Below are 14551 nucleotides of genomic sequence, written 5' to 3' on the forward strand. Positions count from 1 at the left end.
CGAACCGAAGAGGGTAAGCTCTACCTATTCGTAGCAGTGGACCGGACCTCGAAGTTCGCTTTCGCCCGGTTGATGCAGAAGGCGACCACCGTCACCGCCAGAGCTTTCCTCGACGAATTGGTCGAAGCCGTCCCCTACAAAATCCACACCGTACTCACCGACAACGGTATCCAGTTCGCAGACCTACCCAAGAACCGGGATGGCCCTACCGCGCGCTGGCGCGGCCATCCCTTCGACCGAACCTGTTGGGGGCATGGCATCGAGCACCGCCTCACCAAACCCAACCATCCATGGACCAACGGTCAGGTCGAACGGATGAACCGAACGCTGAAGGAGGCAACCGTCCGGCGGTATCACTACGAGACCCATCGTCAACTCGAAAATCACCTTGCTGCCTTCCTCGACGGATACAACTTCGCCAGGCGGCTCAAGACCCTTCACGGCCTCACACCCTACGAAGCTATCTGTATGGCATGGGTCAAACAGCCAGAGCGGTTCCGGCTCGATCCGGTCCACTTGACCTCGGGACTGAACACCTAGGGTCTGCGCCGCGTCGCTTCGCTCCTTGCTCCGCCCTAGGATGACGAAGCGAGGGAGGGCTTCGGCTAATCCCCACGTCAACTAGCGACCCTTACGACGTGGCTTCCCAGTTCACTGCGACCGCTTCGCCGCCTGATCCGCATCCGTCAGCGTCTGCAGAAACGCCACGATATCGTCGATCTCGGCATCGTTGAGCGCCGGCTTGTCGCCGGGTTTCTTGCCGTCGAAGGGCGGGTCTTGATTCAAGTTCGGCCAGTAAGCCTTTGGCAAATCGTCATATTTATCGACCGTACCGTAAGCGTTTTTCGGGTACCAGCGGCCGGGGTCGGTCTCGCGGCTGGCGTAGAAGGCCACCGCTTCGCGCAGCGTGTGGAAATATCCGTTGTGGAAGAAGCTCTTGCGCAGCGCGACGTTGCGCAGGGTCGGTGTCTTGAACAGGCCGCAATAGTCGGTGCGGCCACGGAAATCGGTGCGCAGGGGACCGCACAGGCCGAGATCGACATAGGCCGGGTCGGCGTTGGCCGGAATGGACGGATTGCGCGGCACGGCGATGGCGATCAGGCCGAAATCGGTGAATTGCGGCGGCTCACCGTCATTGGCCGGTTCGCTGAGGTGGCAGGAGGCGCAATTGCCTTTCGCCTCGTCCTCGAACAGGGCGCGGCCATGCAGTTCCCGCGCCGATAGCGTCGCCTTGCCGGCGAGGAAGGCGTCGTAGCGGCTGGAATAGGGGTAGAAGTCGACCGCGCTCTGCTCGAACGTGCCAAGCGCCTCGGCGGCGGCGTCGAAGGCATCGTCCGGGCGGTCGAAGACATCGTTGCCGAAGGTTGCCTTGAAGTCATCGGCATAGGCTGACTTGCGCAAGGCGGCGGAGACCGCCACGGCATCCTTGTTTGCCATCTCGAAGGGCGAGAGCAGGGGGATTTTCGCCTGGTCCACACCGTGATCGGCGCGGCCGTCCCAGGTCAGACCGCCGGTCGGGCCATTGTCGACGCTCTCGTCGCCCTCGTCCTCGGAATCGTGGAAATGCTCGGTGAAGGCGGGTGCCGCCTCGAGGTAGCGCAGCGACGGAACCGCGCGCACGCCAGGCAGGTCGAGGTTCGGGCCACCCATCTCGACCGGAGATGCCGAGGCCGGACCGAAGGCATGGCGCGGATCGTGGCAGGAGGAACAGGCCTGTTTTCCCGAAGCCGAGAGCGCCGGGTCGAAGAACATCTTTCGCCCCAAGGCAGTCAGCGCCTCGGCGCGTGCGAAGGCTTGCGCACGCGACAGCGGACCGGGATGGACGCCGTCCGGCCCCGCCGTATTCGCGGGCGCGGCAAAGCCAAATGCCGAGATCGCGGCACTCGCGATCACCAGGCTTTTCCATCGTCTCGTCATCATGGGGCACGGTCCGCTTTGGCCCGGAAATAAGAACGCAGTGCAACGGATTGATGACCGGTCCCAGTGCTCACGAAACCGTGTTCGCCGCGGCGGCGGATGTCACAAAGGTGACAAGGCATCCACGTTAGCTGCCCATGGTTCCCGCGCCATAGCCGCATAAGCCCCATAGCCACAGTCAAGCCACGAGGTCTTTCCATGACGAGGCCCAAGTTCCTCACTTCCTTCTGTCTGGCCGGTTCGGCCTTGTTTCCCCTTGCGGCCGCCAATGCCGCCCCTCCCGGCTTCGACAAGATCGACACCGTCGTCGTCATCTATGCAGAGAACCGCAGCTTCGATAATCTTTATGGTGGCTTCCCCGGCGCCAATGGGCTGGCCAATGTCTCGGCCGACCAGGCGCGCCAGCTCGACCGCGACGGCAAGCCGCTGACCGAACTGCCGCCGGCCTGGGGCGGGCTGACCGGAAAGGGCGTCACGCCCGTGGTGACGGAGGCGCAGACCGCGCATCTCGCCAACGCGGCCTTCGCCATCGACGATCCCAAGGGCTTCAACGAAGGCACCAATGTCATCACCCACGATTTGTGGCACCGTTTCTACCAGGAGCAGATGCAGATCGACGGCGGCAAGAACGATAAATTCGTCGCCTGGGCGGATTCCGGCGGGCTGGTCATGGGCCATTATGACGGCTCGATCCTGCCGATGTGGCAGATAGCCAAGAAATACGTGCTGGCGGACAATTTCTTCCAGGGCGCCTTTGGCGGTTCCTTCCTCAACCATTTCCAACTCGCCTGCGCCTGTACGCCGGTCTATCCGCATGCCGATACCGGTCCGATCAAGGGCCAGATCGCCGTGGTCGAGGCCGACGGAACGACCTTGAAGGTGGCCGACAATTCGCCGCCGTCGGCGCTGGGCGGCGTGCCGAAATTCGTCAATGACGGCGCCATCACGCCCGATTTTTACGCCGTCAACACCATGCAGCCGCCCTATCAGCCGAGCGCCAACAAGCCTGCCGAGGGCGGCGACAAGGCGCTGGCCGATCCGGCCGCGCCCACCACGCTGCCGCCGCAGCACGACATCACCATCGGCGATCTCCTGTCGCTGAAGGGGGTCGACTGGGCCTGGTACGCCGGCGCCTGGCAGACGGCGCTCGACGGCAAGAACGCCACGCCGGTGCCGAACTTCCAGTTCCACCACCAGCCGTTCAACTATTTCGCCGCCTACGCGCCCGGCACGGCAGCGCGCACCGAGCATCTCAGGGATGGCGGCCTGGATGGCGCCGCGTTCATCAAGGCGATCGACGACGGCAAGCTGCCGCAGGTCGCCTTCTACAAGCCGCAGGGCAATCTCAACGAGCACTCAGGCTATGCCGACGTGACATCGGGCGATCGGCATCTGGCCGACCTCGTCGCGCATCTGGAGAAGAGCCCGCAATGGAGTCACATGCTGGTCGTCGTCACCTATGACGAGAATGGCGGCTTCTGGGATCACGTCGCGCCGCCCAAGGCCGACCGCTGGGGCCCGGGCAACCGCATCCCGGCCTTCATCGTCTCGCCCTATGCCAGGATGGGCACGGTCGACCACACGCAATACGATACGACGTCGATCCTGCGCTTCATCACCGCGCGCTACGATCTGCCGGTGCTGACGGGCATCGTCGCCCGCGACAAGGCGCTGGCCGCCAATGGCGAGCCGCCGATGGGGGATTTGTCAGCCGCGCTGGATCTGAGCCGATAGGGAGCGGGCGAAACGCCGATACGCCGCCGCGCCGCAGCGCGCGGTGGCCTTCTCAGCCGCCATTCACAAGCGCCAGAATGAGCTTTTGCAGATTGCCGCCCTGGCCGAGTTCGATGCGGTCGAAATCGCGGCTTGCCTGCCGCTGCGCCTGCGAAAGGGCGGACAGGCGTTTGGTCATCTCGACCCGGATCTTGCTGCATTTGGGATCGTTGGGAACGGTGAGGCCGACCGTCGCCGCCTCGATCTTGCGCGCCATGTCGACAATGGTCGCGCCATGCACTTTTTCGTGGGCGCTGACGCCTGCGAGGAAAACCTCCCAGTTCTTCTGGATGGCGGACGGCAGCGGCGAGGAGGGGCTTGGCAAGGTGTAGGTGATGATGAGCTTTGGCTTGGCCGAGACCAGCACGCAGGCTCCGGCACGCGGCTGATAATCCCTGGTCCAGGTCAGCTTGAAATTGGTGTGGGCGATGGCGCGGGTAATGCCGACATTCGGCCCGTTCTCGCCGATCGACCGGTAGAGCTCGAGCCCGGACTGGCCTGAAATGGCGTAGGTCTCGACCTTCTCGACAGGCTTCCACTCGGCATGCGCCGCAAGCGGGAAGGCCACCAGGGCGGCGGTCGGAAGATACAGGCGAACACAGGCTCTCAACACTGCTCTCTCCGAGGCGCGCGGCCCTGCCGTTCAGGCAACGCTATTCAACGGCTTTTCCTATATGCTGCCGGCGGGCGCTGCAAATGGCCCGGAGGGGGAAGTCATGAGAAGAAATCTCGTTGCCGCCGCTGCCCTGGCGGCGGTGCTTGGCGCGCAATCGGCCTTCGCGGCATCCTGCGGCGGCTGGAGCGCCAAGATGGAGGAAGACGAGGGCGGCAGCGTGCTGACCGCTTCGGTCTGCGGCGGGCCGAAGGGCGACGCCTATCTGATGCTCAATTGCTACGACAAACCGGTGCTGAGCTACGATTTGGGCGCCATGGGCCAACAACTGGAGCCGGGCATCAGCGGCGCTTTCGACTTCAAGGTCGACGGCAAGACGGTGACGAAGACCCTGCAGCTGGAGGCGATGTACAATTATTTCGTGGTCGATCTGGAGAAGGGGGACCCGCTGCTCGACCTGTTGCGGTCCAAGGGAGACGTGTCGGTCAGCACTGCCAAATATGGTTCGATCAGTTTTGCGCTGAAGGGTTCCAGTGGCGCAATCGGCAAGGTGCTGGCGCAGTGCGGCAAGGCGAAGCCCGCGGGCGACGGGGATTGAACCTCGAGAGGTTGCGCCGCCCCTCATTGTCCTGCCGCCCATTGATCCATTCCATCAGCGGCTTGCCGCCAGCGCCGGGCGGCCGTATCTCACGTCCATGACCGACATCCAATTCCGCAAGGCGCAAGCCTCCGACTTGGCAGCCATCGTCGCCATGCTCGCCGACGATCCGCTGGGTGCCGCCCGCGAAGACGCCTCGTTGCCGTTGGCGCGGGGTTATATCGATGCCTTCGACGCCATCGATGCCGATCCCAATCAGCTGCTTGCCGTGGCCGTGGATGGCGCGGAGGTAATCGGCACCTTGCAGATCAGCTTCCTTGCCGGTATTTCGCGCAAGGGCGGCTGGCGCGGGCAGATCGAGGCGGTTCGCGTTGTCAGCGGCAGGCGCTCCGACGGCGTCGGCAAGAAGATGTTCGAATGGGCGATCGACGAGTGCCGGGCGCGGGGCTGCGGCCTTGTGCAGCTCACCACCGACAAGGGGCGAGCGGATGCGCACCGCTTCTATGAAGGGCTCGGCTTCAGTGCCAGCCATATTGGTTACAAGAAGAGCCTTTAGCGGAAACCCGTGCCGGTTCGGGCCTGGCGGTGACTGGCGTATAGCGGAAGCCCTTCAGGCACTATTCAAATCGCCTGGCAAAGCGGATATAGGTCAGTCAGGTTGACCTATTGTAAAAACGTCCGGGGAGGCGTGTCGTGACCCTTTTGAAGCTTCTGGCCTCGCGCTCATCGCGCATGAAGGCCTCCGAAATCCGCGAGCTGTTGAAGCTGCTCGACCAGCCCGACATCATCTCCTTCGCCGGCGGCATTCCCGATCCGTCGCTGTTTCCGGCGGACGCCATCCGCGATGCCTATGCCGACGTGCTCGGCGGCCCGGAAGCGGGGGCAGCACTGCAATACCAGGTTTCGGAAGGCTATCTGCCGCTGCGGCGCTGGCTCGCCGGGCAAATGGGCAAGCTCGGCGTGGCCTGCGACGAAGCCAACATCTTCATCACTTCCGGCTCGCAGCAGGCGCTGGATTATCTCGGCAAGCTGTTCCTGTCGCCAGGCGATACCGCGCTGGTGACATGGCCGACATATCTCGGCGCGCTGCAGGCCTTCAACGCCTACGAGCCGCGCTATGACCGGCTGCGGCCCGAGGGCGGCAACATGACGCCCGATGCCTACCACACTGCTGCCGCCGCTCATGGCGGCAAGGTGAAATTCGCCTATCTGGTGCCCGATTTCGCAAACCCGACCGGCAACACGCTGGACCGAAAGCAGCGCGAGGCGGTGCTCGACCTTGCCGGCGAGCTCGACATCGCCGTCATCGAGGATGCCGCCTACCGGGCGCTGCGCTATGACGGCGAGGGTGTGCCGCCGATCCTGGCGCTCGACTGCATCAGGTCCGGCGGCATCGACAAGGCGCGCACGCTCTATTGCGGCTCGTTCTCGAAAATTCTGTCGCCGGGCATGCGTGTCGGCTGGGTTTGCGCGCCGCGCCACGTGGTGGAAAAACTGGTGCTGATGAAGCAGGCTTCGGACCTGCACAGCCCGTCCGTCAACCAGATGGTGATGCACCGCGTCGCCGAAGCCGTGTTCGACGGCCAGGTGGAAAAACTCATCGGCGCCTACCGCGAGCGCCGCGACGGCCTGCTCGGCGCGCTTGAAGCCAACATGCCGGAGGGGGTGACCTGGAGCCGTCCGGAAGGCGGCATGTTCGTCTGGGTGACGCTGCCGGAGGGCACCGACGCCACGGATCTCCTGGCACGGTCGGTGAAGGAGGCGCGGGTCGCCTTCGTGCCGGGCAACGCCTTTTACGCCGACGGCACCGGGCGCAACACGCTGCGGCTGTCGTTCACGCTGGCCACCCGCAGCGCGGTGAGCGAAGGCATTCCCCGGCTGGCGGCGCTGCTCAAGGGGTAGAGCAAATTCCAGGAAAAGTGTGAAACGGTTTTCCCGGGAAAGCGCCCAGCGCTTTCCCTAGGAATTGCGTAATAGCAAAGAGCGGCATGCGCCTAAGCCGGCACGTTCACCAGCTGCTTGAGCTTTGCAAGCCTGGCGCGGGCGAGCTTGCGGATCGGCTTTTCGAAACCCTCTTCGCCGGCTTCGACGACGAAGACCAATGTCTTGAAGTCCAGCATGAACTCGTCGATGGCCCGCGTCGTCTGTTCGGACCTGTCCTTGAACCGGCGCAGCAATGCGTTCGCTTCCTCGATGGCATCGGCATTGGCGCCGTCGACCAGCGCTTCAAGCTTCTGAAAACAATCCAACCGAAAATTCTCCCGCCGCGCCTCCAAACTTGCCATCGGTGCAAAAGTTCCATCGGGCTCGAAAAATTGTCGCTGGCTGTCAGCAGAGGCTCGCGCCCCGCGTTGACGCCCTGCCAACCGCGCCTAAATTCGAGGCCTTGCGAGGAGGCGCTTTCATGGAAACCCAGGAATTGCATCGCGGCCGGCTCATCGACCACCTCCAGCTCGTGGTCCGGGATCTCCCCGCCAGCCGGCGTTTCTACGAGGCGGTTTTCCAAGTCCTTGGTGTCCCGATCGGCGGCACCGGCGAGGATTATTTCTGGGCCGACGAATTGTTCATTTCCAGCGCCGACAGCCGGGCCGCGCTGGGAAAGCTGACCGGACGTCATCATCTGGCCTTCCAGGCCAGGGATCACGCCATGGTCGATGCCTTCTACAAGGCCGGGCTCGAAGCCGGCGGCACGGACAATGGCGCGCCTGGCGAGCGGTCCTATCATCCCGGCTATTATGCCGCCTTCCTGCTCGACCCGGACGGCAACAACATCGAGGCCGTCCACCACGGCCCGGCCAACCGCAGCGCCGCGTCGGTGAAGATCACGTTCTAGGAGCAATCGATCGACCGCGTCGAGGCGAGGTGATTCCGATGCCGCATTTCCGGGGTATTTCGGAGACTCGGACGCCACACCGGCCAATCCGATCGGATTCTTGACCTGGGCGGCACTGAAATTGTCCTGCGGAGCATGGATGGCGCCGTCTCTGGACAAGAGGCAAATCGGTCCCATACGGTGCGGTTTCAGGGAAGACGCGTGCGCGGGAAAGGCCGGTTGCTCGTTGAAAAAGAACGTCTTCTCTTCGCTCGATCTGCCGTCGCATCTCGACGACCGCGCGCGCTTCGCGCTCTGGCAGGACATTCATGTCGCCGAGATCTGGTCGGTCGAATATGCCATCTCCGGCAATGTGCCGTTCCAGGCGGATATCGAAGCCACCGCCATCGGGCCGCTGGTGCTCGGGCGGATGGCCGGGACGATCAAGCATGCGAGCCGCAAGACGCGCAACATCGCCGACGACGGCCGCGACGGCTATCTGCTGCTGGTCAACGATGGCGACACCAGGCTGAGCGGTGTGCAGACCGGCCGCGACTACAGCATCGGCAGGGGCGAAGGCGCGCTGGTCTCGGCTTCGGAAGCGCTGGAAATGACCGGCGGCGACCGCAATGTCTGGACCAATGTCGTGGTGCCCCGCGAAATCATGGAAAATGCCTTCGCCCATGTCGAGGACCGCCTGGCGCTGACCATCGGCGTCGACAATGAAGCGCTCGACATGCTCAAGCGCTATTGCGGCTTCCTGGAAGCGGGGCCGGCATTGCTCTTGCCCGATCTTGTCGCCCATGCCACCGAAACGATCGTCGACCTGATCGGATTGGCGACGGGCGCCAAGGGCGAGATCGCCGAGCTGGCGGGCGTGCGAGGCCTGCGCGCGGCAAGGCTGCAAGCCATCCTGCAGACGATGCGGGACAATTTCGCCGATCCCGGCATCTCGGCCCAGCACATCGCCCAGCGTTTGCGGCTTTCCGCGCGCTACGTCCATGATCTCCTGCAGGAAAACGGGCTCGAGTTTCGCCGAGCATATTCTCGAACTGCGCCTGCAGAGGGCCCACCGCATGCTGCGTGACCGGCGCAACGACCGCATGCGGGTCAGCGAGATCGCGCTGTTGAGCGGCTTTTCCGACGTCTCCTACTTCAATCGCTGTTCCGCCGCCGCTTCGGCTCGACGCCGAACGCCGCCCGTTAGAGCGAATCATCGTCTCACAGAATCGATGGCCGCTCTAACTCCTTGTTTTCGCAATTCCGGGCGGAAGCGCGGCACCAAAGACAAGGACTCGAAGCGAGTCGGATCAGTTGTCTTCGAACCGATCGACTGATGCCGAACGGCCACACTGATCGGCCCGAGTGCCGCAGCGCTCTCCACGACAATTCCAATGCGGCTCAGCCCAAGACGCCGCCCGCGAACAATGCAAAACCTCGACGATACCCGGGTCGCCGCGGAGTATTTTCCACGGCCGGGGAAAGCAACATCATTGGGGTAGCAAACAGTGAAAACGATTCTTCTCGCCACCATCCTCGTGCTTGCGCCAGCCGGCATGGCGTCCGCGGCGGACGTCAACGAAACCTTGCCGGTTGCTGCCGGCTATGACTGGTCCGGCCTCTATGCCGGCGTTCACTTCGGTTACGTAGCCGGGAAATCCAATCTCTTCATCGGCGGCGCCGGCATTGGGGGCACCGACGTCAATGCTGCCTTCGATCCGGACGGTTTTATTGGTGGCATCCATATCGGCGTCAATCAGGAATTGGCGAACCGTTTCGTGCTCGGCGCCGAAGCTGACCTTGCCTACAGCAATGTCGATGCGGTGGGGACCTTCGCCGGTGCCGGCGCGTTGTTGTCGAGCGAACTCAAGTGGTCGGGTTCGGCCCGGCTGCGGGCCGGCTATGCGTTCGATCGGACGTTGCCTTATATCAGTGCCGGCGTGGCAGCGGCCAAGTATGAAATGAGTGTGGTCAGCAGTGGTCCCCTCGGTACAGTAACAATCCACGACGAAACCCATCTTGGCTGGACGGTTGGGGCCGGCGTCGAGCACGCTTTCACCGACAAATGGATCGCCCGCGTCGAATATCGCTATTCCGACTTTGGCAAAGAGGATCTCTCGGTGCCGATTTTTGGTCTTGGCACGGTTTCGAACATCGATCTCAAGACGCACGATTTACGCGTCGGCCTCAGCTATAAGTTCTGACACGCCGGTTCGAACAAAACCCTGGCGTCCGCGCCGGGGTTTTGCCTGCGCCGCGGCTGATGCTGAACGGCCACACCGGCCGGGCGGGGTGCGGCGGCGCGCTCCAAGACAATTCCGATGCTGTCCAGCCCAAGACGCCGCCGGCGATCAATGCAACACCGTAGCTTCGACTGACCGCCACTGACCATGTCGGTCGTGGTGCAGCATCCCGGGGACAGCAGACAAGCAATGAAAACGATTCTTCTCGCCACTGCCTTTCTTTTCGTTCCCGCCGGCATGGCGTTGGCCGCCGACCCCACCGAGACCTTGCCGGTCGCGGCCAGCTACAACTGGTCCGGCGGCTATTTCGGAGCACAGGCCGGATATGCCCGGAGCGACGCCAGGGTCGGACAGACTTTCGCGCCGGGCAGCTTCGACAATTACGGCTGGGGTTACAGCCCGTCCGGCGGTTTCGGCGGTGTGTTTGCCGGCTACAACAAGCAGTTCGACAGCGGATTGGTTGTTGGCGTCGAGGGAGACTACAGCTTTGCAAGCGTGAACGACACGACGCTCTACCGGGCGCTCGGCGTCGACGACCCCGCCTTTGGTGGCGAGCTCGAGCTTGAGGCGGTAGGCACCGTGCGCCTCAGAGCCGGTTATGCGATCGATCGCTGGCTTCCTTTCGTCACCGGCGGCCTGGCGGTGGCAAGCTACAAACACACGACCACCAACATTCCGGGCGGTCCCTATGCCGACGTCCGAGATACCGTCGCGGGTTATACGCTGGGTGCGGGCGGCGAATACGCCGTCACCGACAATTGGGTGGTTCGGGGCGAATACAGGTTCGCCGATTTCGGCCGCCACACCTCCGTGCGCCACGCCTTCTCCAATGGCGCTCCCCTCAATCGGGATGCCATCGAACTGACGACACAGGATCTGCGGATCGGCGTGGCCTACAAATTCTGATCTCCACGGCCGGACGCTGGTCCGGAAATTCGCATTCGAGGGCTCTAATGCATCGCTTTTCAATCTTCGCCGCGTCGTCGCTGGTCGCCGCGACCTCCGCTTACGCCGCCGATACGCAGCAGCCGCTGGCAGCGGAGACGGTGGTGACGCCGCATGTTTCGGGCTACGGCGAACTCTATCTCGGCGGGCTTCGCTTCGTCGGCGACGACTACACGACCCGGGCCGGCGGCGGCGCCGTGCGCGTCAACATTCCGTTTGCCGAGCGCTGGAATTTGCAGGGCGACCTGACCTACGACCGCATCTGGGGCCATTACGATCCCCTGGATGACACGCGCGGTGCGGTCCATGGCTTCTACCGCGATTCCGACCGTTTCGCCGCCGGCATTTTCGCCGCCTACACATCTGTCGGCGAAAGCGGCGTGACCGTAAACAACTATGCGGTCGGCCCGGAAGCACAACTCTATTTCGGCAATCTGACCCTCTATGGCCAAGCCAGTTTCGGCCAGCTCACCATCAGCGACTTTCATGGCGACCAATGGGGCGTACGCGCGGTGGCGCGCTACTTCGTCCGGAAGAACCTTCGCCTCGATGCGGAGCTCGACTTCAACCGAACCGACTATAACGGCACCAACGAAGACGTGGTCGGTGCCGCCGTGCAGGCCATGTACCGGTTCGACGAAACGCCATGGGCGGTGTTCGGACGCTATGAATTCGAGCGGAGGAAGTTCGAAACGTCTACGCAGGACACCAGGGCCAACAAGGTCGTCATCGGCCTGCGCGCCAGCTTCGGCAGCGATACGCTGTTCGACGAGGACCGCAACGGCGCGACCATGGACACCTATCGGGCCGCTTCGGTGATCAACACGAAGTGAGCCGGCGGCACGACTGGAAAGGCGCGGCCTGGCTTTTGCCTTCGACCTGCATGCCGAGCGGGTTATCGGACTGGTCGCACGGCCGATGCCGCCTTCGCGGCGCGTCCTGGAAAAACACGTTTTTCGCTTCGAAGGCGAGGTGACGCCGCACGGTGCGCCGACCGACCTCTTCGCTCTCGAAAGAAGGCGGGAAACAACCGGCACATCCGGTCAATGACAGGGCTGCCAGCCGCAAGCGGGCTTTCTCGCGCCGGCACCTTCGCAAGCGGCACGAGACAGTGGAGACTGGCGCCGATCAGCCTTGTTGAGCCGTGCCTTGCGTTGCCAGATTGGTGGCCGCGGTGCTAACCGGGAAATGGCTGACGGGAATCGACCTCAAAGCAATGCGCGAGGTCTTTCCCAATAACATCCCGAACAGACCATCTCTTGCCCACCGTGGAGAAACAATTTTTATGCAAAAATCAGCCAGGGCGATCCGTGTCGCCGCGCCGTTGCTTACGATTTTGGGCATGGCCACACCATTCATATTAACAATTTCTCATATATCTTCGGCGCAGGCTCAGGAGGAATATCTTCCGACCCAGAAGGACTTTGTCGGCAAATGGCAACTCAGCGGCGCGACCATCCGGCCGCCGCGCGACATGAAGGATGCGGCAACGCCGGAACAGGAAGCGGCCGCCAATGAGTTCCAGCAGACGGTGACCGCGTTTTACGGCGCGTTCGATTATCTGGAGATCACGGCGGACGGCCGCTACAATTTCCATCAGCCCGGTGACCCGGCATCAGGTTCCTGCATCTGGTGCGGAACCTGGTTCTTCAACAAGAGTTCGCTATGGCTGGAGCTGGACACGGCACCCCGGCTTGATATCTACGCCAAGGGCGGCGACATCCAGATGACCTATACCGCCGAACCCGACGAAAAATCGAAATACGCCTGGCTGGTTTTTGGCTGGACGAAGGTCGAGTAGACGCCGCGCGCCTCGACAGGTCCGAGCGGCTTTTCTCCAATCTTGTATGCTCGTATACGAGTTGAAGACCCGGGGAGTTCGCATGAGTCCATTGCCTGAAACCGTGCCGTTTTTCAGTCAGTGGGAGACGCCTGACATGACGCTGGCAGTGCTCGCCGACGGCGCCGAAGCCGCGTTGCGGCGGGATCCGCTATGGCAGGGATCAGGCGCTGCCACGCTCGATGAATACACGGCCTGGGCCGCCAATGTCTGCGGCATGGCGTGTCTCAAGATGATCCTGGCGACGCGCGGCGAGATCGTGCCGACGATCGAACTGGCCAGGCGATGCACTCCATATGGCGGCTATGTCGTCAATGAAGGCTCGATCAAGGGGCTGATCTATGCGCCCTTCGTCACCTTCGTGAAGGCGGAATTCGGCCTCGATGCCGAGGTGATGACCGATGTCGCGACGGCTGACATTCCGTCGATCCTCGGCCGGTCGCGGTTCTTCATCGCTTCGGTCAGCAGTTCGATCCGCTGGCCCGAGCGCGAGCCGCCGTCGAAGGGCGGACATTTGGTTCTGGTCACCGCCGCCTCGGATGAAGGGTTCCGCTTTCACAACCCATCCGGCCATACCAGTGCCACACAGGCCAACGCAGTGTTGGCGCCAGCCGCTTTCGATCGCTTCTTTGCCAATCGCGGCATTGCCGTCGCCATTTGATTTTGACAGTTGAGGGATTTCGATGACCGGAAAGATCAGGGTTGCGATCCTCTATGGCGGGCGCTCGGCCGAGCATGACGTGTCGCGGCTTTCGGCCGCCAATGTGCTGAAGGCGATCGACCGGACGCGCTACGAGGTGGTGCCGATCGCCATTTCCAGGGAGGGCAGATGGCTGCTGCAGCCGGCGTCCGAGGCCATCGGCGAAGGGGCGGGAGCTCCAGTGTCGCAGGATGGCATGGAGATAGCCCTGCTGCCCGGCGGCAAGGGCCGGCTGATCTCAGCGTCGCCTATGGGAACGCGGGCTGACCTGGCGCCGGTCGATGTCGTCTTCCCCGTGCTGCACGGTCCTTTCGGGGAGGACGGCTCGGTGCAGGGCTATGCGGAGGTTGCCGACGTCGCCTATGTCGGCTGCGGCATCCTGGCCTCGGCCGCCGCCATGGACAAGGATGTCGCCAAGCGGCTCATGCACGGAGCCGGGCTTGCCGTCGCCCGCTCGGTCACCGTCCATCGTAACGACGTCGGTTCCTTCCAGGAGATCGCCGGGGCGCTGGGGCTGCCATTCTTCGCCAAGCCGGCGCGCCAGGGCTCGTCGTTCGGAGTGAGCAAGGTGAACGACAGGGATGGTTTCGATCAGGCCGTCGAAACGGCTTTCCGCTATGACGGCAAGGCGTTGATCGAGGAATTCGTCGAAGGCCGCGAGATCGAGTGCTCGGTGCTGCAACGGGCCGACGGCTCGCTCACGGTGTCGCTGCCCGGCGAGATCATCCCGGCCGGCAAGCACGGCTTCTACACCTATGAGGCCAAATATCTCGACGCCGACGGCGCGGTGGTCAAAGTGCCCGCCGATGTGCCGGCAGCGGTGATCGACCGGGCGAGGGAAATGGCTGGGCAAGCCTTCAAGGCACTCGGCTGCGAGGCGATGGCGCGCGTCGACTTCTTCCTGCGCGCCGACGGCTCCCTGCTGGTCAACGAGGTCAACACGCTGCCCGGTTTCACCGACATATCGATGTACGCCAAGGCGCTGGCCGCGATCGGCATCGGCTACAGCGAGGTCATCGATATCTTGATCGAGCATGCGCTGGCGCGGCACGGCGCGCGCTGATCCGAGTCAGCGGCCGCCGTATCGGATAAACCGCCCTTTGGACGGCG

General features: G+C 63.2%; 17 protein-coding genes. 14 read left to right on the top strand and 3 right to left on the bottom strand.

Going from position 1 to position 14551, the window contains the following annotated elements:
• Nucleotides 1-540, top strand: a 540-nt coding sequence (locus tag FJ954_RS30525) for an integrase core domain-containing protein (RefSeq protein ID WP_140665747.1), incomplete at its 5' end; no start/stop codon positions are given.
• Between the two features lie 111 nt (nucleotides 541-651).
• On the opposite strand, the gene FJ954_RS30530 is transcribed toward FJ954_RS30525, so the two are convergent.
• Nucleotides 652-1920, bottom strand: a complete 1269-nt coding sequence (locus FJ954_RS30530; RefSeq protein WP_140665749.1) for a cytochrome-c peroxidase — start codon at nucleotides 1918-1920, stop codon at nucleotides 652-654.
• Between the two features lie 195 nt (nucleotides 1921-2115).
• On the opposite strand from FJ954_RS30530, the gene FJ954_RS30535 reads away from it, so the two are divergent.
• A complete protein-coding gene (locus FJ954_RS30535) occupies nucleotides 2116-3651 on the top strand; it encodes an acid phosphatase (protein WP_140665752.1) in 1536 nt (511 codons plus the stop codon).
• Nucleotides 3652-3703: 52 nt separating this feature from the next.
• Here FJ954_RS30535 and FJ954_RS30540 read toward each other — a convergent pair whose 3' ends face one another.
• Nucleotides 3704-4300 carry a DUF922 domain-containing Zn-dependent protease gene (locus FJ954_RS30540; protein ID WP_140665861.1) on the bottom strand — a complete coding sequence of 199 codons (597 nt, stop codon included), beginning with the start codon at nucleotides 4298-4300 and terminating at the stop codon, nucleotides 3704-3706.
• A gap of 106 nt (nucleotides 4301-4406) precedes the next feature.
• Here FJ954_RS30540 and FJ954_RS30545 point away from each other — a divergent pair, with 106 nt between their 5' ends.
• The 3 genes from FJ954_RS30545 (at nucleotide 4407) to FJ954_RS30555 (ending at nucleotide 6803) form a co-directional block, all read left to right on the top strand.
• Entirely contained in the window at nucleotides 4407-4901 is a 495-nt protein-coding gene (locus FJ954_RS30545; protein ID WP_246681173.1) for a hypothetical protein, read from the top strand.
• A 97-nt stretch (nucleotides 4902-4998) separates the two neighbouring features.
• Complete coding sequence (locus FJ954_RS30550; RefSeq protein ID WP_140618044.1) at nucleotides 4999-5457, top strand: GNAT family N-acetyltransferase; 459 nt, start codon at nucleotides 4999-5001, stop codon at nucleotides 5455-5457.
• A 176-nt stretch (nucleotides 5458-5633) separates the two neighbouring features.
• On the top strand, nucleotides 5634-6803 hold the full coding sequence (locus FJ954_RS30555; protein ID WP_181171350.1) for a PLP-dependent aminotransferase family protein: 1170 nt from the start codon (nucleotides 5634-5636) through the stop codon (nucleotides 6801-6803).
• A 92-nt stretch (nucleotides 6804-6895) separates the two neighbouring features.
• On the opposite strand, the gene FJ954_RS30560 is transcribed toward FJ954_RS30555, so the two are convergent.
• A complete protein-coding gene (locus FJ954_RS30560; protein ID WP_224683893.1) occupies nucleotides 6896-7150 on the bottom strand; it encodes a hypothetical protein in 255 nt (84 codons plus the stop codon).
• Nucleotides 7151-7305: 155 nt separating this feature from the next.
• Here FJ954_RS30560 and FJ954_RS30565 point away from each other — a divergent pair, with 155 nt between their 5' ends.
• The 9 genes from FJ954_RS30565 to FJ954_RS30605 all read left to right on the top strand — a co-directional run bounded on the left by FJ954_RS30565 (nucleotide 7306) and on the right by FJ954_RS30605 (nucleotide 14504).
• Complete coding sequence (locus tag FJ954_RS30565; RefSeq protein WP_015317017.1) at nucleotides 7306-7734, top strand: VOC family protein; 429 nt, start codon at nucleotides 7306-7308, stop codon at nucleotides 7732-7734.
• Nucleotides 7735-7960: 226 nt separating this feature from the next.
• Nucleotides 7961-8800 carry an AraC family transcriptional regulator gene (locus FJ954_RS30570; protein WP_246681174.1) on the top strand — a complete coding sequence of 280 codons (840 nt, stop codon included), beginning with the start codon at nucleotides 7961-7963 and terminating at the stop codon, nucleotides 8798-8800.
• A complete protein-coding gene (locus tag FJ954_RS32195) occupies nucleotides 8715-9050 on the top strand; it encodes a helix-turn-helix domain-containing protein (protein ID WP_246681175.1) in 336 nt (111 codons plus the stop codon). Before FJ954_RS30570 ends, FJ954_RS32195 begins: the two co-directional genes overlap by 86 nt.
• 219 nt (nucleotides 9051-9269) lie before the next feature.
• On the top strand, nucleotides 9270-9917 hold the full coding sequence (locus tag FJ954_RS30575) for an outer membrane protein (protein ID WP_224583711.1): 648 nt from the start codon (nucleotides 9270-9272) through the stop codon (nucleotides 9915-9917).
• A gap of 228 nt (nucleotides 9918-10145) precedes the next feature.
• Nucleotides 10146-10862, top strand: coding sequence for an outer membrane protein (locus tag FJ954_RS30580; RefSeq protein ID WP_140618048.1), 717 nt, complete (start codon nucleotides 10146-10148; stop codon nucleotides 10860-10862).
• 47 nt (nucleotides 10863-10909) lie between these two features.
• Nucleotides 10910-11734: a hypothetical protein gene (locus FJ954_RS30585; protein ID WP_140665760.1), complete on the top strand. Its 825-nt coding sequence runs from the start codon at nucleotides 10910-10912 to the stop codon at nucleotides 11732-11734.
• A gap of 509 nt (nucleotides 11735-12243) precedes the next feature.
• Nucleotides 12244-12702 (top strand): hypothetical protein, encoded by a 459-nt coding sequence (locus tag FJ954_RS30595; RefSeq protein WP_224642243.1) that lies wholly within the window; start codon nucleotides 12244-12246, stop codon nucleotides 12700-12702.
• A gap of 82 nt (nucleotides 12703-12784) precedes the next feature.
• Nucleotides 12785-13402, top strand: a complete 618-nt coding sequence (locus FJ954_RS30600; protein ID WP_140665763.1) for a C39 family peptidase — start codon at nucleotides 12785-12787, stop codon at nucleotides 13400-13402.
• 22 nt (nucleotides 13403-13424) lie between these two features.
• Nucleotides 13425-14504 carry a D-alanine--D-alanine ligase family protein gene (locus FJ954_RS30605; RefSeq protein WP_140665766.1) on the top strand — a complete coding sequence of 360 codons (1080 nt, stop codon included), beginning with the start codon at nucleotides 13425-13427 and terminating at the stop codon, nucleotides 14502-14504.
• Nucleotides 14505-14551: the final 47 nt, after the last annotated feature.

Source organism: Mesorhizobium sp. B2-3-15, assembly GCF_006442875.1.
GTDB classification, from domain to species: Bacteria; Pseudomonadota; Alphaproteobacteria; order Rhizobiales; family Rhizobiaceae; genus Mesorhizobium; species Mesorhizobium australicum.